Raw genomic sequence first — 22,112 nt, 5'->3', positions numbered from 1 at the left:
TTTACAATATAAACAATTGGTTGGATTTATCTAACACATCTACTCTATGATAAAATTCTTCTATAACACTCTACCCTTTTGATCGCCCCATTTTATAACAACTAGATCCAAAAATAGCACAGAGATTTTTTGAAAATATTTTAATTAACAATGAAATAATTCAAATATCATGATCTAATTATTTTAATTTAAGATCCATTCTATTTGACGACCAATAGATCTTGGACTATTCACTCTATTTCAGATCAATATTTCTTAGCTATACGGCATGTTATTAAACCTGTTAACTAAAAAAAGTTTATTTTTCATTTATATATTTTATTTTGATCAGATTAAATGCTTAAAGTTATAAACATATCAGCTAAAACTTAAGCTATCTAAATCATACTAAAATTATATTGCTGTTATTTCATGGTTTTATTAAATCATTCTATCTAAAAGCAATAAAAAATTTAAAAAAAAGCTCAGCCTTGGGGAAAGCCGAGCTAGTAAAACTAAATATAATCAATAAATGTTATGAGACGATAAAATGCAAATTAAATACCTCTCGAGATACATTATGTGAATTACATCTCAAAAAGTAAAGTCGATTAAATAGATCAGATTTATATTTGCAATCGTTTTTACTAATTCATTTAAACAATTACACTTCCTTTTCTACTCTAGATAATGAATTTTTTGCATGAAATTTCAAAAAATATTAACTTTAATCACCAATAATTGAAATTAATGAGGCGTACATCACAAATTAGAGGACGTAATTATTACAATTTCACGACCAATTTGAATGAAAAAACCGATTAAAATGATCGTTTAAAACAATAGAAATTCAGGTATTTTCACTTATATTTTTAAGATTTTTTAGTACAAAAATTGGATCTATCTATCTGTTCATACTATATTTTAATAACAGTTGACAACAAAAAATACACTTGTCTCTTTTTTAAGCACAATATATTTATTGGCTGTTCACTTATCGGAACATATCATTTATTACATTGACTTCATATTTTGTTACAATAGAATGAAATCCAACTTTACTCCTTACTGTAAAAGCTGGAAATTATTATGAAAAAACTCGGTTTAGCCACTGCTTTATTATTAGCCATGACCGGTGCTCACGCTTACCAAGTAGAAGTTCAAGGTCAGTCTGAATTCATCAATGCTACAGATTTGAATGACAAAGACTTTACTGGTGCTGCTCAAGGTACTGTTTACCTTAAAAATGTAGATGCATCTAAAGGTCCTTTAGCTGAAGCTGCTTTCTTGAACCAAGCATCGAATGTTTCTGCTGCGTATAGCTTTGCTAAATTAAGTGGTGATGAATCTGCAACCATTAAAAACAATTCATTTGGTGCAAAAGGTGAAGCATATCTTCCAACACCTTATGTACCAGCTTACGCTAGTGCATCTTATAGCCACTCTCAAACTAAGTTTGAAGATGAGAAAGACAACGGTGACCGCTATTCATTAGAAGTTGGTGCATTAGTAGCACCTAATTTCTTAGTTGCAGTAGGTTATACTCGCGTATCAGATCAAATCGCTTTAGATGCTAACAATGTTCTAGAAAATGGTGTATTTAACACTGTTGCTGATTCATTGATTATTGGCGAAAAACAAGATGTTGTTACTGCGCGTACTAAATATGTAGGTAACATCGACGGTACAAATATGGCTGTTGGTTTTGAGTCTAACCTTGTATATGGTGAAAACAAAGCTTATGGTTTAAAAACTGATCTTTACTTAACGCCTAAGCTAAGCGTTGGTGCTTCATATGCTCAGGCTAACTACAGTTCTGATCAAGCTAGCGACAACTTCTCACCAATCAAATCTGCTTGGGGTGCGAACGTAAATTACTTCATCACTCCAGCAGTTGCTGTAGGTGCTAGCTATGTAAATGCAAATGCAAAAGAAGTAGTTGTAGGCGGTATGGGCATAAATGCGGATATTCAAACGATTGGCGTAAACGCAAAGTTCCGTTTCTAATATTGGATTTGAGTTCGGTCTATCGAACCCAAAATTCATAATAAAAAAACCAGTTCTTTTGAACTGGTTTTTTTATTTACTGATGTTCAATAAAATGAGAACTGACATCCTCATTTCAATGTCTTACATCTTCTTATCTTCAATGTTTAAAGCACTAATCGCCAATACCGCTTGAGTACGATTTTGCACACCTAATTTACGAAAAATAGCGGTGACATGCGCTTTAATCGTTGCTTCAGAGACATCTAGCTCATAAGCAATCTGCTTATTTAGCAAACCCTCAGCAACCATCATCAATACACGGAACTGTTGTGGTGTAAGTGATTGTAGACGTTCTGCCAATGCTGTTTCGTCAGCAGCCCTTGGATCAAATCCAGCATGTTTTGGTAAATTCGGTGGTAACCAAATTTCACCCTCTAACACATGTTTAATCGCTTCACCAATATGACTTGGATGTGACGATTTTGGGATATAGCCCATCGCACCATGTGCAATCGCGCGCTGAATGATTGAAACTTCTTCATGTGCTGATACAACGATGATTGGAATCGCTGGATATTGTGCTCGTACATACACCAAAGCAGAAAAACCAGATGCACCTGGTAGATTTAAATCGAGTAAAACTAAATCAGGCTCAGAACCATGTTCTAACTTTTCATAGAATTCATCGACATCCGCAGTTTCCTGAATCTGTGCTTGAGGAATGCTATAGCGAACCGCTTGAATCAAAGCATGTCTAAATAAAGGATGATCGTCTACAATTAAAATATTCATAAGCGCTTTACGCAATCTGTAAGTACGTCACTGTACGGTGTTTATTCAAAATCAGCCTATCTTAGCCTATTTTTAACTAAACTGTTGGTCAAGCATCAATACATGTTTATTTCCAATAAATGAAAAATAATGCAAATATTGATATAACTCACACAACTCAGGCTAATTAAGCATCACTATACAGAAATATCGAATAGAAACAGAGCATTAAATTCATTTTATTTTTTTAACTTTGGGATAGTTTGAGATATCTATAAAAAAGATAAGCTTGCAGCATTTCCTTATTTTACAGCCTAGACCGTCATGTAGATAAATAGATCCTAATTCGAAATGATCTTTTTAGGTAGTGACCATGTCTCATCATAATACTGTCTCAACTCCCCTTAATATTGTTGCCGTTTCTGGTGGTTTAAATAGTCCGTCAAAAACGGAAAGTTTAGTTCAAGCCATTATTGATGAACTTTCAGAAGCAATTGATATCAAAATACATTTCGTCAAATTAAGTGAAATTGGACCTCTACTTGGCGGAGCGATTTACCGAAATCAGTTACCGCAACGTGTTCAAGATGATCTAGCTGCTGTTGAAGCCGCAGATGCATTGATTGTTGGAACACCTGTTTATCGTGCTTCATTTACAGGCTTATTTAAACATTTCTTCGACTTTGTTGAGCAAACTGCTTTGGTCGATGTCCCTGTTTTGTTGGCTGCATCAGGTGGAAGTGATCGTCATGCTTTGGTTCTCGAACATCAATTACGCCCACTATTTAGCTTCTTCCAAGCACAGACACTACCGATTGGTGTCTATGCGACCGATCGTGATTTCACCCCTGAATATACGGTTAAAAGCGAGCAATTGTCTGATCGCATCACCTTAGCTGTGGCACGTGCTTTACCTATTTTGGAATGGGCACCTGCCAAAGGCCAACGTGCTGCGGCAATCAAAACTAAAACTGAACAAGCGAATCAGAATCTCGGCATTAACAAACAGATTGAACAGGCAGAAGTGCTCCCATCGGCGGCTGTGCCCGATTTAGATGCAGCCGAATCTCGCTTACACCCGAAGTCAGCCAAGAATTTAACCCACGTCGCATAAACCATATCTTTTATGGAGGATACAACGATGACAATAACAACATCAGCAATTAAATTTGCCTACTGGGTTCCCAATGTAAGTGGTGGTCTCGTTGTCAGCGATATCGAACAACGTACCGACTGGAGCTATGACTATAACGTGCGACTGGCACAAGCCGCAGAACGCAGCGGCTTCGAATATGCGCTCACCCAAATCCGTTTTACCGCTGGCTATGGTGCAGAAAACCAACATGAATCGGTCAGTTTTAGTCATGCCCTATTGGCTCAGACTAAAAAACTCAAAGTAATTGCAGCGATTCTACCTGGCCCTTGGAAACCTGTGCTTGCGGCGAAACAGCTAGCAACCATTGACTATCTGACTCAAGGTCGTATTGCGATTAATGTGGTGAGTGGCTGGTTCCGTGGTGAATTTGATGCGATTGGCGAACCTTGGCCTGAACACGATGAACGCTATAGGCGTTCAGAAGAATTTATCCGCACTATCAAAGGCATCTGGACGACCGACAATTACAGCTTTGAGGGCAAATATTACCAATTTCAGAATTACACCCTCAAGCCAAAACCACTGCAAAAACCCTCTATCGAAGTGTTTCAAGGTGGAAGCTCACGTGCGGCACGTGATATGGCTGCACGTGTATCAGATTGGTATTTCACCAATGGCAATAGCGTTGAAGAAATCAAAAAGCAGATCGATGATGTCCGTAACAAAGCTAGACTGGTCAATCGACAGGTCAAGATTGGCGTGAATGCCTTTATCATCGCCCGTGACACTGAAGAAGAAGCCAAAGCGGTACTGAATGAGATTATTGTACAAGCCAATGTCGAAGCGGTGAATGCCTTTGGTGATGCGACCCGTGAAGCAGGTGCAGCCACCCCTGAGCGTGAGGGGAATTGGGCAACATCCACCTTTGATGATTTGGTGCAATATAACGATGGTTTTAAAACCAATCTCATCGGTACACCGCAGCAAATTGTGGAACGGATTGTGGACTTAAAAAATGTAGGGGTTGATCTTGTTTTATCAGGCTTTCTTCACTTTATTGAAGAAGTTGAATATTTTGGCGAAAAAGTTCTACCGCTAGTCCGTCAACTTGAGCAACAACAGGAACAGCGTCTCGCAGCAAAATCAGCTTAGTTTTTAGTACTGAATAAGAAGAAAAATAAAAGAAATGGCAAATCTTCCCCCAAGACTCGGCTTGGGGCTTTTTATTTTAAGTAGTTTCAATTTCTCGTATCACGATCTCTACAGAATAACGACACCACTGTGAAAGCTGCTCAATAAATTCATTCAATTGTGATGGATTAAAGTGACTCACGATCATGTAACAAGCGTTCCCTAGAACTTTAAAGCATTCATCGACCTGTTCGTATTGTTTAACCAAGCGCTCTACCTCAATAAAAGCTTGTTGTTCGTTTAAAAACAATTGAATAAACTGCTTATGTTCATACTTGATCGCAATAGTGTAATTTTTGATGATTCCTGCATCCATCAATTGGGCAATACGCGCTCCAACTGCTTGTCCAGTACGATGCACTCGCTGTCCTATTTCTTTATGACTTAAACGCGAATCTTGTTTCAGCAATTCAATAATTTTTAAGTCGATAGGATCAAGTTCAATATTCATTTTTCATTACGAAAGAAAACCAGCAACAATGCTTTCATCTGACTATAGCCGATCTTGGGTTCGTTCCCTACTCTTGTTTTATCTTAACGCTGGAAGAAAAAGTGATGAAACAAGCCTTACTGATTATTGATGTTCAAAACGATTATTTTAAAAATGGCAAAATGGAATTGGTCAATCCAGACCTCGCTCTGGCGAAAACCAACCAATTAGAAGATCATTTTATTCAAAACAATTTGCCAATTATTTATATTCAGCATATTAATCCTGCCTCAGCCAGTTTTTTTCAGGAAAATACCGTGGGTATTGAATTGCATCCACAACTTAAAGTCACAGATCAATCACTGATTGTCGAAAAGCATTTCCCCAATAGCTTTCTAGAAACCAATCTTCAAGCGTTATTACAGCAGCATCAAGTTGAGCAGCTAGTGATGACTGGCATGATGACCCATATCTGTATTGATTCAGGTACACGTGCAGCGAAAGAACTTGGCTACCAACCAATTGTGATCGCCGATGCGACTGCAACTCGGGATCTTGCACATGATGGCAAAACTGTCAAAGCAGCCGATGTACAAACGGCATTCTTATCTGCACTAGGTTTCTTCGCTACGGTACAAAACACAGCAGATTTTTTAGCACACAGTTAAATAATATAGATAAAAAAAAGAGCGTTCAATCGAACGCTCTTTTCACATTTGAACTAGATTTATCGGTTTGGATAGACTGTCAGAATTAAAGCCTCAACAACCGCAGGTTCAGCCAACGTTGACGTATCGCCTAAGCTATCCAATTCATTAGCCGCAATCTTTCTCAAGATACGGCGCATGATTTTACCTGAACGTGTTTTTGGTAAAGCAGGTGCCCAATGCAAGGCATCAGGTGTTGCCACAGGGCCAAGTACTTTACGTACCCAATTGACCAACTCTTTACGCAGCTCTTCAGATTCCGCGACATCAGCTTGTAAAGTGACAAAAGTACAAATGCCCTGACCTTTAATATCATGTGGCATACCGACAACCGCAGCCTCTGCAACCGCCTCATGTGCGACCAAAGCACTTTCGATCTCGGCTGTGCCTAGACGATGTCCTGAAACGTTCAGTACATCATCAACACGCCCTGTGATCCAATAGTAACCATCAGCATCTCGACGTGCGCCATCGCCAGTAAAATAATAATTTTTAAAGGTGGAAAAATAAGCTTCGATAAAACGCTCTGGATCACCCCAAATGGTTCGCATTTGCCCTGGCCATGAGTCTTTGATTACTAGATTACCTTCGGCAGCACCATCTAATTCATTCCCTTCGCCATCGACTAACGCAGGCTGTACTCCAAAGAATGGACGTGTTGCTGAACCCGGTTTGAGTGCGGTTGCACCTGGAAGAGGCGAAATTAAAATTCCACCAGTTTCAGTTTGCCACCAAGTATCGACAATTGGGCAACGCCCTTCTCCAACAACTTCGTGATACCAATTCCATGCTTCAGGGTTAATCGGCTCACCGACTGAACCCAGTAAACGTAAGCTGCTGCGATCACTTTCACGTACATAAGCATCGCCTTCACGCATCATGGCGCGAATTGCCGTTGGTGCCGTGTATAGAATGGTAATGTTGTGCTTATCAATCACATGACCAATACGTGCCCATGTTGGGTATTGTGGAATACCCTCAAACATCACGGTGGTGGTGGCATTACTGAGTGGACCATACAGTAAATAACTATGTCCTGTAATCCAACCCACATCTGCGGTACACCAATACACATCATCTTCGCGTAAATCAAAGACTTCTCTAAACGTGGTGTTGACGTAGACTAAATAACCACCTGTCGTATGTAATACGCCTTTCGGTTTCCCTGTAGAACCTGAGGTGTACAGAATGAATAACGGGTCTTCTGCTTTCATTGGTTCAGGTGGGCAATGCTCATCCACTTCCATAATCGCAAGGTGATACCAAACATCACGTGGCGCATTAAACTGAATCGGATTCCCTGTACGATGCACCACAATTACGTTTTCAACACTACTGGTTCCCTCAATTTCGAGTGCAGCATCGACATTTTCTTTCAGTGGAATCAGCTTACCACCACGCATGCCCGCATCCGCAGTAATGACTAATTTTGCCTGACTATCATCAATACGGCTGGCCAATGAGTCTGGTGAGAACCCACCAAATACCACACAATGCACCGCACCAATGCGGGCACAAGCCAACATGGCAATCGCTGCTTCTGGCACCATTGGCATGTACAGCACCACACGGTCGCCTTTAGTAAGGCCTTGTTTTTTTAATACATTGGCAAACCGACAGACTTCATCATGCAGTTCAGCAAAAGAAATGATTTTATGGCGTGAAGGGTGATCACCTTCCCAAATAATCGCAGGCTTTAGAGGGTTATCTTTTAAATGACGATCTAAACAGTTTGCAGAGACGTTCAGTTCCCCATCAGCAAACCATTCGATTTTGAAATGATCTTGATTAAAACTGGTATTTTTGACCTGTGTAAATGGCTTAATCCAGTCAATGTTTTGTGCTTCTGCTGCCCAAAATGCTTCAGGCTGCTCGATTGAATCCTGATAACGTTTGAAATAGTCTGCTTCCGAGGTTCTTGCCATTTCTTTGAATTTATCAGGCACTGGGTAGATTTCTTTCATAGCTCACTTCCTTTGTTTTTTATTTCATACCTTAGATATACACATCTATTTTTCGGGTATGTTTTGTTTTCTCTAGCAGTATGATCACCACTTACAAGAGCAAACAATGCGGCTTTGGTCGTAAGAATGTTGTGTTTTGACGACCAAATTGTTTTCAAAAATTTACTCAAAATAATTTAAATTTGAACTGCTTGTCTATGCTTTTTACTCTTAAAATAAGTGATTATTTTGATCATTGCCAAAACCTTAAAAGATTTAATAATCAGAAAAATAGGAATTCATTATGTTCAATCAAGCCCGACCACCACAGATCAGTCCAAAAAACGACCACCCCCTATCCATTAAAGGACGCTTTAACCGTCTCAGCTATCTCGGTTGGTATGGTTTACTCAGCATCAGTTGGTCTGTTCTTTTCACTCTCATTCTTGCAATTTCAGCCAGTTTCAGTGTCAATAATGTCCAAGTTCATGAACCTATTTTATCGGCATTCTCTGGGATCGGTGCAATTGCGCTGACGGCACTGTGGTTTGCAGGCTTTTATTTTCAGATTGTGTTTTTAATCCGCCGACTACACGATCTGAATAAAACGGGATGGCTCTGCCTATTATTATTGGTTCCGATGATTCAGTTCTTTTTTATTCTTTATGTCCTACTTGCCGCAGGTACACCTCATCGCAATGATTATGGCGATATTCGCCCATCCGCAGCATGGGAGAAGCTACTTGCATGGATCATGATTATATTCAGTTTGATTACGATTTTTGCCATGTTTATCTTTAGCTATTATTTTGCTAGCCCTGACTTTTGGGATACACCAACCCAGATCTTGCAAAATACAACGGAATATTTTTAAGGATTCATCCAACAGCTAAAGTTTGCGTAAATCATGCGTGCAAACCGTTACGGAATTTATCATGCATGATCAGGATAAATTCATTATGATGGCTCCCCTAATTTATTCCTTACGTTGCGAAATCGAGATTTCTTGTGGCAAATGAGCAAACGACATTAACTGAAGTCGCTAAAGATACTGGTGAATTGATTCATCAAGCCGGTGCGAAGACCACGCAAACGGTATTGGCACATACTGAAAAATATCATGATGCCTATACCACCATCGATAAAATCATGGACAGCTTTTGGGAGCGTGTGCCCTATATCTGTATTGCGATCACAGTATTTGTCATTTTTTGGCTACTGACTAAGTTATTTAAATTCTTTATTCGCAAAACTTTGGAAAACCGTAGCTACACCCGACAAAATTTAGTATTGGTTCTCAACCGTGTCGGAAGCACTTTTATTCTATTCTTTGGTTTTTTAATTGCATTGGTCATCGCTATTCCAGGCTTTACCCCAAGTCAACTCATCGGAGCTTTAGGAATCGGTTCAGTTGCGATCGGTTTTGCTTTTAAAGATATTTTTCAGAATCTACTTTCAGGGATTTTGATTTTACTCAGTGAACCTTTCCGCATTGGCGATGATATTGTTGTGAATGGTTTGGAAGGTAATGTTGAAGATATCCAAATTCGCGCAACCTTTTTACGCTCACCTGATGGTCGCCGTATCGTGATTCCAAACGCCACAGTATATACCAGTGCCGTTATCGTCAACAATGCCTATCAGCGTCGTCGTTGTGAGTTTATGGTCGGGATTGGTTATGAAGATGATATGCAAAAAGCCAAGAAAATTATTCTCGATATTCTTGATCGTAATCTTAATGTACTGAGTCAACCCGGTTTCTCGGTCAATGTCACCGCACTTGCAGATTTCTCAATTAATTTAACCGTGCGTTGGTGGGTGAATACCACAGAAACCACCACATCTGCATCAATTAGTGAAATTCAAGAACTTGTCGTGACCGCCTTCGATGAAAAAGGAATTTCGATTCCTTATCCAGTACAGGAAGTTAAAGTCTATCGTGGTGATCAATCAGAGCCAATCAACCTAGATAAATAATCGCCCTAAAATATGCGATACCGCCGTTTCAGTTCGTAAAATTCGGTTGCCTAAGCTCATTGCTTGGCAGCCATTTTTTTTGAGCAGATCAACCTCATACGGAATAAATCCCCCTTCTGGACCAACAATCAGACTACATGAATGCTGAATCGCATGTGGCATCTGCTGTTCTGCATAAGGGTGTGCGACATAAGCAGGTTTTTGATCCGAAATAAATGTAGGCAAGACATCTTCAACAAACGGTTTAAAGCGTTTATACAACTGAATTTCTGGTGCAATCGTGTCGCCTGCTTGCTCTAAACCTAAGGTCACATAATCATTCAGTTGCTGTAAAAACGGTGTTTGCCAATAGCTCTTATCCACTCGGTAACTGTGAATCAGACTGATCCGTTCCACGCCTAAAGTCACCGCATCCATGATGATACGGCGCAATACTTTAGGACGTGGTAAAGCCAGAATTAAATGTACAGGCAGCTTTTCAGGAATGGCTTCCAGCTGAATCGGTCTTATGCGAATCTGTTGTTCAGAAACAGATATTACTTCCGTAAGATAGCGTTGACCGTTACGCACGCCGACTTTTAAAGTATCTCCACAATTCAACTGAATATGCTGTCGTAAATGTTGTAATTGACGCGGATTTTCAATCTGCCAGACATCATCCGTTGTCGTGATTTGATCAGGCTCAAGTAAAACAATATTCATAACAAAGCTTTGAATTCTAAATAATGGTCAATCAATTGAATATGCTTTTGGAGTGAGCCTTTATTTCGTTGCAGAACCAATTCAGCCTGTTCAATCAATTGCTGAGCCTGTATTCGGTCATCTAAACAACTCAAAAGTTGCTGTACCACTTGTGCAGCATCTGTTCCAATCAAAAGTCCATGTTCAGCCACAAACTCATCCACGATACTTTGGAAATTAAAATAGCGTGGACCAATCACAGTCGGTACATCTAAAACCATCGGTTCTAAAATATTGTGTCCGCCACCCGGCTCATTCAATGAACCACCAACAAAACAAGCTTGGCTCAGCGCATACCACAGCCACATTTCGCCCATACTATCTGCCAGAAAAACCTGTGTATCAGTTTGGATTGGCTGTTTAAGACTACGGCGTTGCGTATTTAAGTTTAAACTTTGGCAGACTTTATACACCTCATCAAAACGCTCAGGATGACGCGGCACGACAATGCAGAGTAAATTGGGATTTGAATTTAAATGTGGCTGTAATTGTTTCAGCAGACTTTCTTCTTCAGGCGCATGTGTACTTGCAAGTACGATGACCTGCCGATCTGCCAATTGCCAATCTTGTTTTAATTGTTCCGCTTGCAGCACGTACTGCTCTGGCGCAGCGATATCAAATTTAATATTACCAACCACCTGACTTTTGCTTTGATCTAACCCTAAATCAACATAACGCTGCTGTGTCGCTATGTCCTGAGCCAACAACCATGTGAGTTGCTGCAACATCGGCTGAGTTAAGCGGCGAACTTTGCCATAACCTTTGGCAGATTTTTCTGACAGACGCGCATTCAATAAGATACATGGGATGTGTTGCTGTTTGGCTTGTGCGATCAAATTTGGCCAAATTTCAGTTTCAACTAGAGCAAGAAGTTTCGGTTGATACAGCTCAAAAAATTGTTTCAGTAATGGCTTTTGATCAACAGGCAAATACACCGCCTGAAAAAGTGCAGGATATTTTTGGGAAAATAAGCTCTTGGCTCTGGCTTGTCCAGTCTTGGTGGTGTTGGTCACTAAAACTGTGTGTCCAAGTTTTAGATAGTGCTCAATCAAAGGTTGAGCAGCATTGGTTTCTCCAACCGATACCACATGAAACCAAATCGTATTTAAATTTTTAGGCGGTTGAAACGGTCCAAAACGTTCTAGACATTCTTGTTGAAATAGCGCATCACTTTCAGCCCGTTGTTTAATTTTCCAACGATATAAAGGCTTGAGACATATCAGTAAAAAGTTATACCAAAATGGTGTTTGCTGTACTGCGTTTTGCTGCGCCATCCTAGACCATAATTTAGAATTTGATTTCAGCTCATTATGCGGAAGTTTCGTATGCATTGACAATTGATTATTGTATGTTGCACTTTGATTAAATATTTCTTTATAAAGAAAAATGATATCTTAGAACAAAGAATAATCCATTTTGAGAAAAACGATGCAACCTGATTGGTTCAAACAAATCAAGCCACCTTCTGAAGAAACGGCACAAGCATATCCACCCCGTCATCCCTTTCAAATTATTCTCCCTTTTTTAATTCTAGCGTTACTGTGCTGCTTATGGGCGCTTCTAGCCAGTCACTTAGGCGCATTAATGAAAGCCAGTTTTTTACTTGTGGTTCCCTTTATTATTGGCGCACTCATTGTATATATCCAGAATTACCGAAAAGCTGTTTCATTTATACATAGTTTTAAAGTGATTATTATTTTTCTCGTTTTTCTCTTATTGTTTTCCATTGTTGTGCTACGTGAAGGTGCCATTTGCGTTGTAATTATGACCCCGATTTTATTGGTCGGTATGCTGACGGGTGCTTTACTCATGAAAGGGCTGTGTTACAAAATATGGAAACCCAATAAGGGCATTTACAGCCTCGTATTATTACCATTTATTCTGCTGCCTCTCCCTGAGAAAACCCAACTGCATTATGATCATGTTGATCAAAGTATTCTCATCAATGCCCCTGCCAAGGTCATTTGGCAACAACTCAATCATGCCGACAATATTCAACCACAAGAATTTAAACCGAGCGTGTTATACAGCATTGGTGTGCCTTATCCTGTTTCTGGGCTGACTCAACCGACGAATGAAGGATTGATCCGTTATTCAACATGGCAAAAAAATATTCATTTTGAAGAAATCATTCAACAATCCAAACCCAATCAATATCTCAGTTGGACCTATCGTTTCTCGCCAACGTCCATTCCTCAAGGTGCGCTAGATGATCATGTCAGTATTGGCGGGAAGTATTTTGACCTTCGATATACTTCATTTGAACTGACACCCATCAATGATCAGCAAACTAAGCTCACGCTAAAAATTGATTATCGAATCAGCACCGAAGTCAATTTTTATGCCAATCAGATTGCACAATTGATGGTGCATGATTTTTCCAATGTGATTTTGGATTTCTACAAAAATAGAAGTGAACAGGCCATCCAGACATCCCAAACTTAAATTGTCAAAAACCTCCTCGCAGATTCAATCTGCTAGGAGGTTTTTTGCTTTACTTAAGCTTCTAACTTTTCCAATACAGGATAATCGGTATAACCCGCTGCACCAGCGCCATATAAAGTATCAAATTGAACCTGATTTAAAGCCAAATCATGTTCTAAACGTTCTAATAAATCAGGATTGGCAATATAAGCCAAACCAAATGCGACTGCATCTGCTTGCTCAGTTTCTAAAATCTGTTTTGCAGAAGCTGGTGTTAATTTCTCATTGGCAATCCACACCCCTTTAAATTTAGGGCGGAGTTGTGGTTGTAAACTATCTGCTGCTGCATATTCACGCGTGAAAATAAAACCAATATTGCGTTGATCTAATTGTTCAACCACATAACCAAAAGTCGCTAATGGATCTGCATCGCCCATATCGTGCGAATCTGCACGTGGTGCAAGGTGGACACCCACACGCCCAGCGCCCCAAACCTCAATAAATGCATCGACCACTTGTAATAATAAACGTGCGCGATTTTCAATCGAACCACCATATTCATCATCACGATGATTGGTCGTACTTTGCAAGAATTGGTCAATCAAATAACCATTGGCTGCATGCAACTCAACACCATCAAAACCCGCCACTTTTGCCAATTCAGCCGCATGCTTATATTGTGCGACGATTTCTTGGATTTCTTCATGCGATAAAGCACGAGGGGTAACGAAAGGACGTTTTGGACGCAGTAAACTCACTTCACCTGCGGGTTGAATCGCACTTGGTGCGACAGGAATATCACCATCCAATAAATCAGGATGTGAAATACGACCAACATGCCAGAGCTGAACCACAATCTTTGAACCCTGAGCATGTACAGCTTCAACAATTTTGTTCCACGCTTGAGCTTGCTCTTGCGACCATAAGCCTGGCGTATTGGCATAACCAACCGCTTTTGGACTAATAACTGTTGCTTCTGTCAGGATTAAACCTGCATTGGCACGTTGTTGATAATATTCCACCATTAAATCGTTCGGAACGCGCGCTGCACCACTACGTGCTCGCGTTAATGGTGCCAAAACCAAGCGATTTTTAATTGTAAAATCACCTACTTGTAACGCAGAATTTAGTTCAGCCATGATCGCCTCAACTTACACTTGTTACAGGGTTATCAAAATGAGCCCTTTAAAGTGCTTGTTTTAAATGTTCGATGTATTGCTGAATCAAAGCTTCATTGCGGGTAAAATATGACCATTGACCATATTTTTCAACCTTAATCAAACCTGCCTGTTGTAATACAGACAAATGATTTGACATGGTCGACTGCGCAACTTTGCCTAAACGTTCGATATGACCTGCGCATACGCCTCGTTCAAAACTGCCACCACATTCCTGTATCGGTAAAAATTGCTCAGGCTCTTTCAGCCATTGCAAAATTTCTCGACGTAATGGATTGGCTAAGGCCTTGCTTATAACATCAATATCCATAGACTCACCATGTTTCTCAACAGGCAAAGCTTTGTTCAGCATCTGAATTTAGTATATCGAATTTTATAAATATTAATATCCGTATTTTTCGATATTAATATCATGTTTTTTCGATTAACATTCAAATGCTGAACGAGATTGCCGTTTTAAGTGGATTAAAACTTATAGACCTTGTTTCAAACTTGCTTCAATAAACCGATCCAAATCACCATCTAAGACTGCTTTGGTATTTGAATTCTCTACACCAGTCCGCAAATCTTTGATACGTGAGTCATCTAACACATAAGAGCGAATTTGACTGCCCCAACCAATATCTGACTTCGAATCTTCCAAAGCCTGCGCCGCTTCATTTCGTTTACTCATCTCTAATTCATAGAGCTTGGCACGTAATTGCTTCCACGCATGGTCACGGTTGGCATGCTGTGAACGCTGGTTCTGACAAGCCACCACGATCCCTGTTGGTGCGTGTGTTAAGCGAACCGCAGAATCGGTTTTGTTAATGTGCTGACCACCCGCACCCGAAGCACGATAAGTATCAGTACGTACATCCGACGGATTAATATCAATTTCGATATTGTCATCAATCTCAGGTGAGATAAACACCGCAGAAAATGAAGTATGACGGTTGTTATTACTGTCAAATGGTGACTTACGTACTAAACGATGCACGCCACTTTCGGTACGCAACCAGCCATAAGCAAACTCACCATCAACACGGATGGTTGCAGATTTAATACCCGCAACATCACCGTCTGATACTTCCATTAACTCACCTTTAAAACCATGGCGCTCGATCCAGCGTAAATACATGCGCAATAACATCGATGCCCAATCTTGTGCTTCTGTCCCACCTGAACCCGATTGAATTTCAAGGAAGCATGGATTTGGATCCATTGGGTTGCTAAACATACGGCGGAATTCAAGATCGCCTAATGCCTTTTCAGCACTATCTAACTCCGCTTGTACATCTTCAAGCAAACTTTCATCATCGGCTTCAACCGCTAGATCAAGCATGGCTTTGGCATCATCTAACTGTTCAGCAAGACGGTCAAATACGCCAATGGTATTTTCTAAACTGCCCTTTTCTTTCGCAATCGCTTGCGCACGATTTTGATCATTCCAAATCGTCGGGTCTTCGAGTTCTCTTAAAACTTCTTCTAAACGCTCAGCCTTTAGATCGTAGTCAAAGATACCCCCGTAGTGTTTGACTACGATCAGATAAATCTTTCAATTGAATTAAATACGGATTAATTTCCACGCGTGTTTTCCCACAATATTTTTCACTCAATTTATTATTTTAACATAACTGCTTTACACGACACAGCCATGTATTTTTTAACGCATACCTGCCAAATGACAGACCGATGATGGTCACGTCTATCGTTTTATTTTCACGCTCAAATTAGCTGCCAATTACAGTAAAAATACGAATCAACACAATCTATCCTAAGTTTTAATAAATCAAAACACTAATATTAATATTTAAAAATCAATAATATACAAGATTTAACTTACATATTTCTTACATTTGTACAGTCCGATTACTTTCTGAAGATTGACGGCTGAGAAATTTATACTAGACTTAAAGTTGTAACAAAACATGTAATTAATATTCTTTTGGTTCATTATCTCAACAGGGGCATAACCATGAAAAAATTAGCAATAGCATCAGCACTTCTATCTGCACTTGCAGTAACAGGTACTGCTCATGCGTATCAAGCTGAGGTTGGTGGTTCATATACTTATACAGATCAGGATCATTTTGATAGTACTCATAGTTTTGGTGTAGATGGTACTTATTATTTCAATCCAGTCCAAACACGTAACGCACCACTTGCTGAAGCAGCCTTCTTAAATCGTGCGAGTAATGTAAAAGCAAAAGTTGATTATGCCAATAATAATGGCGTAAAAGACTCACAATATGGTGCAGGCGTAGAATATTTTGTACCCAATAGTGATTTTTACTTAAGTGGTAATTTAGGTCGTAGCGAGTTTGAAGTAGACAAAGCTGCCATCGATCAAAAAGTAACAACCTACGGTGCAGAAGTCGGTTATTTACCAGCACCAGGCTTATTACTTGCACTAGGTGTAAAAGGCTATGATGAGAAAAATGGTAAAGATGGTGCAGACCCAACTGTCCGCGCTAAATATGTAACTCAAGTCGGCGGAAAAGATATTAACTTAGAAGCTTACGGTGCATTTGGTGATCTTGATGAATACCGTGTAAAAGGCGACTACTATCTAGATAAAACGCTAAGTGTTGGTGCAGACTACTACAACAATGACTTAACGAAACGCGATGAGTGGGGTATTTCTGCGAAGAAATTCCTCAATCAACAAGTAAGTTTAGAAGGTCGTGTTGGTTTTGGTGATGACTATAATACTTATGGTATTCGTGGTGCATATCGCTTCTAATCAATAGACTATTTATAGAAAAGATATACGAGAAAATACCCTGTAAATATTTTACAGGGTATTTTTTTATTCATAAAAATAATCTTATATTCTCATTTATATTAAAAAATTATTTATTTTTTCTAGTCATTTATAATTTTACGTTTTAATTTTTTTCATTAAACTACCCATGTAATAAAATATTAATAAATGATTTAATTTTAATAAGGGGTCTTCAATGAATAAACTCAGCTTAATTACAGCAATTCTATCTTCTTTTATTGGTTTTAATGCAAATGCATATCAAACCGAAGTCAATGGATCATATGAACATACAGAGATTGAAGAAGGAAAAATCAATACTGTTACTGTCAGTGGTCAATATTACTTCAACCCAGTTGAAACACGTAATGCCCCTTTAGCTGAGGCTGCATTTTTAGATAAAGCATCAAATCTTGGTTTAGGTTATGCTTATGCTAAACAGTCAGGTCAAATGGGTTTTTCTGAAAATGAGTTATTTTGGAATAGCCCTGCCATAACTGCTAACTACAAACAAGAGTTCAATATAATCGGGCTTAATGGTGAATTTTATATTCCAGATTCACAGTTTTACATTTCTGGTAGCCTGAACAAAACAGATGTAAAAAATACCGCAGAAGTTTTTGGCTATTCAGAAAGTGAAAGTACAGATGGTACAGATTATTCTGTTGAAGCAGGCTTCTTACCAATTAATGGTTTATTATTAGCAGTTGGCATTACCGATTTATCTGAAAGTGTCGACCCAACACAAGTCACTAAACATGGTTTTATTACAACTTTAGCAAATGCTGCGGTTGTAACTGGCGAAGATGAGGATACAGCAGTGTCTCTTCGTGCAAAATATGTTTCTGAAATTGGTGGCTATTACACTAATTTTGAAGCACAAACATATATTGGTGATGAAACAACTTATCGTTTAGGTGCTGATCTTTATCTTGATCCAACACTAAGTATCGGTCTCTCATTTGCTGACTCAACAGCAGATGATTCAGATAGTATCTTTAACATTCGTGCACAGAAATTCATCACGTCTCAATTTGCTTTAGGTGTAGGTTATACAACCGTTGAGGATGTTGATTCTTATGGCATCAATGGTACGTTCCGTTTCTAATTTATCCTTTGTTATATAAAAAAATCCGCTCTTGTGAGCGGATTTTTTTATTGCTTTAAATGCACAATATGCAGTTGTAAACTGGTGTTTCCATTAAAAACATTACGCTCTAAGGTATAAACTAAATCAACATAACCAAGAGCAGAGTCAAACTTAAAACGATCAATTGCATTAAAAGCAATCGCATCAATCGACTGTTGTCCAGATGCCAGTTTTAATTTTAAATGTTGGTCTTTGAGCCAACGAGAATCAATAACGTTAAATCGCCCTTCAAATTGGGGGAATGGAAACTTCTGTCCCCAAGGTCCAAGCTGTTCAATACAATCCAGAGTTGATAAATGCAGATCTGAATGCTCTAGCTGCCCATCTGTCCATAAGACTGCTTGAAATAAATCTTCATCCATTTCAGCAATACATTGTGTAAAAACAGTTTTGAATTCATCAAAGTTTTCTTTTCTGAGCGTTAAACCTGCTGCTGCTGCATGTCCACCAAAATGACTCACTAAATGTGGGTATCGTTCTGCGACCTGTTCAATAAGATCGCGAATGTGAATTCCCTCAATTGAACGTGCAGAGCCTTTGATATGAATCCCATCCTCATCTGGTGCAAACACCAAACTTGGACGATGAAACTGTTCTTTTAAACGTCCAGCCACAATCCCAATCACCCCCTGATGCCATTGTTCATCAAACATGACCAAGGCTACGGGCAGATGTTCTGTTTCCAATTGAATATGCTGCAAGGCATTGAGGGCTTGCTGCTTCATTTCCGTCTCAACTTGACGACGTTCAATATTCAACTGATTGAGCTGTTGTGCAATTGGATAGGCCTCTGCCATATTCGCTGCGAGTAAGCACTCAATCCCAATCCGCATACTTTCCATTCGACCAGCCGCATTGATACGTGGTCCAACAACAAAGCCTAGATCCTGAGCACGTAAAGTCGCAGCATCACGTTTCGCAATATCCAATAATGCGAGGATTCCTGCACGACATTGATATTGTTGGATTCGCTTTAGACCTGTATCAATCAAAATACGATTGTTATAGTCCAAACTTGCAACATCAGCATAGGTTCCCAAAGCAACCAGATCTAAATATTGGGTCACTTTAGTGCTGCTTTTGCCTTGTTGGGTACGGTAACTTGCCAACTTCGCCAAAACATAGAAAGCAACTCCAACGCCTGCAAGGGCTTTACTTGGAAAATCACAACCGAGTTGATTCGGATTCACCACTGCTTCAGCATTAGGGGTGGGTTTTGTGGTTAAGTGATGATCCGTAATGATCACTTGCATTCCCAATGCCTGTGCAGTTTCTACACCTGCATGACTAGAAATACCATTATCAACGGTAATCAATACATCAGGTTGATAGCTTTGCTTTGCAAGCTCAGCAATTTTAGGGGTTAAGCCATAACCATACTTAAAGCGATCAGGTACTAAATATTCAACTTTCGCCCCCATTTCTTTAAGCACTAAGATCATAAGTGCTGTACTGGTCGCACCATCCGCATCATAGTCGCCAATGATGACGATTTGTTGCTGTCGATCTATAGCCTGATCAATCAATTCAACAGCCGCATCCAGTCCTTTTAAATGGGGTGGCATGATATGTTTGAGTTTTAGCTCAAGTTCTTGCTCAGACTGAACACCACGTCTTGCCAATATTTCTGCCATAAAAGGCGGCACGCCCTGAAATTGTTCAGGGCGTGTCAAAAATGGTCTTTGTTGAATTTGAATCTGTGTCATTTATGGCATCAAGCGTTGGAGAATCCAAAGTCCATTGTGTTTTTCATAGCTTAAACGATCGTGCAGACGATTCGGTCGCCCTTGCCAGAACTCGTAATAATCCGCCTCTAGGCGATAGCCGCCCCAAAATTCTGGTTTCGCAAGTTGCGCTTGCTCACCCACTTGGTCTTGCAAATCTTGAAAGCGCTGTTGTAATAACTCACGGCTTTCAATCGTGCCACTTTGTGGCGTACTAATATGCGCTGCGATCTGACTGTCACGTGGGCGCTTATGATAATAATCGGTCGACTCTTGTTCAGAAATCTTCACAACCTTACCACCAATACGTACCTGACGCTCTATACTCGGCCAGTAAAATAGCAATTCAGCATAAGGGTTTTCCGCAAGGTCTAATCCTTTCTGACTATCATAATTAGTATAGAAGTCATAACCTGCTTCGGTCGCACCCCGTAACAAGACTGTACGTACATGCGGACGACCTTGAGCATTTGCAGTTGCCAAAGACATCGCATACGGTTCATGTAAATTCGCAGCCAGTGCATGATTAAACCAGCTCAAAAATTGCAAATGAGGGTTATCACTAATCTGCGCTTCATGTAACTCGTCTTGTTCATAACTTAAACGAAGCTCACTGAGATCTTTAATGACATCATTCATTATTGCGCTCCCTTAGGCAGCCTGAGCATGAGCACGTACTGCATCTGCTAAATGTTGGGCTAAAGTTTCCACTTCCTGTTGCTGATCTCCCTCAACCATCACACGAATCATCGGCTCAGTCCCTGATTTACGAATCAGAATACGCCCACGGCCTTTCAACTGTTGTTCCGCTTTTTCAAATTCTGCAACTAAAGCAGGGACAGCATACGGGTCGATCATCTGCTGTAAACGAACATTGATTAATACTTGTGGGAATAACTCCAAACCTGCCACAAGTTCATGTAATGCTTTACCTTGTTCAACCATCACCGTTAAAACTTGTAGTGCAGCAATAATCGCATCACCTGTTGTACTCTTATCCAAAGTCAAAATATGACCTGAAGGCTCACCACCAATTGACCAGTTATTTTCTTCAAGTGACTGTAATACATAACGATCGCCAACTTTAGCACGAACAAAACCAACGTCCGCCTTTGCTAATGCCAACTCAAGCGCCATATTGCTCATCACTGTTCCAACCACACCTGCTGGCTTATGATTTGCCTGTGTCGCTAGAATATAAAGAATATGATCACCGTCAATTAGTTGACCATGCTTATCCACCATTACCACACGATCTGCATCGCCATCAAAAGCAATCCCGATATCCGCTTGGTGTTCAATCACGGCTTTTTGTAACTGTTCTGGATGCGTTGATCCACAGTTTTCATTAATATTTAAACCATCAGGATCGTTATAAAGCGGAATCACTTTCGCGCCTAATTCACGGAAGACGGATGGCCCTACGCTATAAGCTGCACCATTGGCACAATCCACCACAATTTTCAGATTACGAAGATCAAAGTGATAAGGGAATGTCGACTTACAGAACTCGATATAACGACCATTGGCATCTTTGACACGCACACTCTTTCCTAAGTTAGCGGTGTCATCAATGACTAAATCTTTTTCAAGCTCTTGATTAATTTCATCTTGTAAAGTATCTGGAAGTTTCTTGCCTTCACCAGAGAAAAACTTAATCCCATTATCAAAATAAGGGTTATGCGATGCGGAAATCACAATGCCTGCATGAGCATGTAAAGCACGAGTTAAATGTGCAATGGCTGGCGTAGGTAATGGCCCCAATAAATGAACATAAACACCCGCAGCATTGAGACCTGCTTGTAATGCAGCCTCTAGAATATAACCCGACAAACGTGTGTCTTTACCTAATACAACAATCGGTTTATTTTGGGGACTATTTCGTTTTAATACTTTCCCTGCGGCAAAGCCTAATTTTAATGCAAATTCAGGGGTGATCGGCATCTGTCCAAATTTGCCACGAATTCCATCAGTTCCAAAATAGCTCATTCTTTACTCACTTTCTTATCTTTATATGACGTGTCGTCATATCATTTTTGATCTGTTTTACTTTACACCAAAACCAA

The 22,112-nt window shown here is 39.8% G+C and carries 20 protein-coding genes; 9 read left to right on the top strand and 11 right to left on the bottom strand.

Annotation, left to right across the window (positions count from 1 at the left end):
- Nucleotides 1-1,068: 1,068 nt before the first annotated feature.
- The gene (gene omp33-36 / locus C502_RS0113760; RefSeq protein ID WP_018679403.1) at nt 1,069-1,986 is read left to right on the top strand and encodes a porin Omp33-36; all 918 of its coding nucleotides are present in this window, start codon (nt 1,069-1,071) and stop codon (nt 1,984-1,986) included.
- Nucleotides 1,987-2,109: 123 nt separating this feature from the next.
- On the opposite strand, the gene C502_RS0113755 is transcribed toward omp33-36, so the two are convergent.
- Nucleotides 2,110-2,760, bottom strand: a complete 651-nt coding sequence (locus tag C502_RS0113755) for a response regulator (RefSeq protein WP_018679402.1) — start codon at nt 2,758-2,760, stop codon at nt 2,110-2,112.
- 352 nt (nt 2,761-3,112) lie between these two features.
- Between C502_RS0113755 and msuE the strand changes: the two genes are divergently transcribed.
- Nucleotides 3,113-3,853 carry an FMN reductase gene (gene msuE, locus C502_RS0113750; RefSeq protein ID WP_018679401.1) on the top strand — a complete coding sequence of 247 codons (741 nt, stop codon included), beginning with the start codon at nt 3,113-3,115 and terminating at the stop codon, nt 3,851-3,853.
- 27 nt (nt 3,854-3,880) lie between these two features.
- Nucleotides 3,881-4,987, top strand: a complete 1,107-nt coding sequence (gene sfnG / locus C502_RS0113745) for a dimethylsulfone monooxygenase SfnG (protein ID WP_018679400.1) — start codon at nt 3,881-3,883, stop codon at nt 4,985-4,987.
- Between the two features lie 76 nt (nt 4,988-5,063).
- On the opposite strand, the gene C502_RS0113740 is transcribed toward sfnG, so the two are convergent.
- The gene (locus C502_RS0113740; protein WP_018679399.1) at nt 5,064-5,477 is read right to left on the bottom strand and encodes an Lrp/AsnC family transcriptional regulator; all 414 of its coding nucleotides are present in this window, start codon (nt 5,475-5,477) and stop codon (nt 5,064-5,066) included.
- A gap of 104 nt (nt 5,478-5,581) precedes the next feature.
- On the opposite strand from C502_RS0113740, the gene C502_RS0113735 reads away from it, so the two are divergent.
- Entirely contained in the window at nt 5,582-6,124 is a 543-nt protein-coding gene (locus C502_RS0113735) for a cysteine hydrolase family protein (protein WP_018679398.1), read from the top strand.
- A gap of 59 nt (nt 6,125-6,183) precedes the next feature.
- Here the strand turns inward: C502_RS0113735 and acs are convergent, their stop codons facing one another.
- The gene (gene acs, locus C502_RS0113730; RefSeq protein WP_018679397.1) at nt 6,184-8,127 is read right to left on the bottom strand and encodes an acetate--CoA ligase; all 1,944 of its coding nucleotides are present in this window, start codon (nt 8,125-8,127) and stop codon (nt 6,184-6,186) included.
- A 283-nt stretch (nt 8,128-8,410) separates the two neighbouring features.
- Between acs and C502_RS0113720 the strand changes: the two genes are divergently transcribed.
- Both C502_RS0113720 and C502_RS0113715 read left to right on the top strand, forming a co-directional pair.
- The gene (locus C502_RS0113720; protein ID WP_018679395.1) at nt 8,411-8,980 is read left to right on the top strand and encodes a DUF805 domain-containing protein; all 570 of its coding nucleotides are present in this window, start codon (nt 8,411-8,413) and stop codon (nt 8,978-8,980) included.
- Nucleotides 8,981-9,114: 134 nt separating this feature from the next.
- Nucleotides 9,115-10,083, top strand: coding sequence for a mechanosensitive ion channel family protein (locus C502_RS0113715; RefSeq protein ID WP_018679394.1), 969 nt, complete (start codon nt 9,115-9,117; stop codon nt 10,081-10,083).
- Here the strand turns inward: C502_RS0113715 and C502_RS0113710 are convergent.
- Together C502_RS0113710 and C502_RS0113705 are read right to left on the bottom strand one after the other, a co-directional pair.
- The gene (locus C502_RS0113710; RefSeq protein ID WP_018679393.1) at nt 10,072-10,785 is read right to left on the bottom strand and encodes a 16S rRNA (uracil(1498)-N(3))-methyltransferase; all 714 of its coding nucleotides are present in this window, start codon (nt 10,783-10,785) and stop codon (nt 10,072-10,074) included. The two genes, C502_RS0113715 and C502_RS0113710, sit on opposite strands and share 12 nt — an antisense overlap.
- Nucleotides 10,782-12,098 carry a 3-deoxy-D-manno-octulosonic acid transferase gene (locus tag C502_RS0113705; RefSeq protein ID WP_018679392.1) on the bottom strand — a complete coding sequence of 439 codons (1,317 nt, stop codon included), beginning with the start codon at nt 12,096-12,098 and terminating at the stop codon, nt 10,782-10,784. Before C502_RS0113705 ends, C502_RS0113710 begins: the two co-directional genes overlap by 4 nt.
- 154 nt (nt 12,099-12,252) lie before the next feature.
- Between C502_RS0113705 and C502_RS0113700 the strand changes: the two genes are divergently transcribed.
- Nucleotides 12,253-13,269, top strand: coding sequence for an SRPBCC family protein (locus tag C502_RS0113700; RefSeq protein WP_018679391.1), 1,017 nt, complete (start codon nt 12,253-12,255; stop codon nt 13,267-13,269).
- 53 nt (nt 13,270-13,322) lie between these two features.
- Here C502_RS0113700 and C502_RS0113695 read toward each other — a convergent pair whose 3' ends face one another.
- The 3 genes from C502_RS0113695 to prfB form a co-directional block, all read right to left on the bottom strand.
- Entirely contained in the window at nt 13,323-14,387 is a 1,065-nt protein-coding gene (locus C502_RS0113695; protein ID WP_018679390.1) for an alkene reductase, read from the bottom strand.
- A 46-nt stretch (nt 14,388-14,433) separates the two neighbouring features.
- On the bottom strand, nt 14,434-14,736 hold the full coding sequence (locus tag C502_RS0113690) for an ArsR/SmtB family transcription factor (RefSeq protein WP_018679389.1): 303 nt from the start codon (nt 14,734-14,736) through the stop codon (nt 14,434-14,436).
- 162 nt (nt 14,737-14,898) lie between these two features.
- Nucleotides 14,899-15,994 (bottom strand): peptide chain release factor 2 gene (gene prfB, locus C502_RS0113685; protein WP_154650425.1). Its coding sequence is split into 2 segments (ribosomal slippage): nt 14,899-15,921 and nt 15,923-15,994, totalling 1,095 coding nucleotides; the frame shifts between segments, so codons are not numbered across the junction.
- Between the two features lie 389 nt (nt 15,995-16,383).
- Here prfB and C502_RS0113680 point away from each other — a divergent pair.
- Complete coding sequence (locus tag C502_RS0113680) at nt 16,384-17,151, top strand: putative porin (protein WP_018679387.1); 768 nt, start codon at nt 16,384-16,386, stop codon at nt 17,149-17,151.
- A 217-nt stretch (nt 17,152-17,368) separates the two neighbouring features.
- Complete coding sequence (locus C502_RS0113675) at nt 17,369-18,280, top strand: putative porin (protein ID WP_018679386.1); 912 nt, start codon at nt 17,369-17,371, stop codon at nt 18,278-18,280.
- Between the two features lie 47 nt (nt 18,281-18,327).
- Here the strand turns inward: C502_RS0113675 and recJ are convergent, their stop codons facing one another.
- From recJ to glmM, 3 genes are read right to left on the bottom strand one after another with little or no spacing between them, the layout of a single operon-like run.
- Nucleotides 18,328-20,028, bottom strand: a complete 1,701-nt coding sequence (gene recJ, locus C502_RS0113670; RefSeq protein ID WP_018679385.1) for a single-stranded-DNA-specific exonuclease RecJ — start codon at nt 20,026-20,028, stop codon at nt 18,328-18,330.
- Nucleotides 20,029-20,685, bottom strand: coding sequence for a pyridoxamine 5'-phosphate oxidase (gene pdxH, locus C502_RS0113665; RefSeq protein ID WP_018679384.1), 657 nt, complete (start codon nt 20,683-20,685; stop codon nt 20,029-20,031).
- Nucleotides 20,686-20,697: 12 nt separating this feature from the next.
- Nucleotides 20,698-22,035 (bottom strand): phosphoglucosamine mutase, encoded by a 1,338-nt coding sequence (gene glmM / locus C502_RS0113660; protein WP_018679383.1) that lies wholly within the window; start codon nt 22,033-22,035, stop codon nt 20,698-20,700.
- Nucleotides 22,036-22,112: the final 77 nt, after the last annotated feature.

The sequence above is a fragment of the Acinetobacter tjernbergiae DSM 14971 = CIP 107465 genome, assembly GCF_000374425.1.
GTDB classification, from domain to species: domain Bacteria; phylum Pseudomonadota; class Gammaproteobacteria; order Pseudomonadales; family Moraxellaceae; genus Acinetobacter; species Acinetobacter tjernbergiae.
Note: the sequence above shows the minus strand (reverse complement) of the source record. Positions and strands in the feature narration are given on the sequence as shown.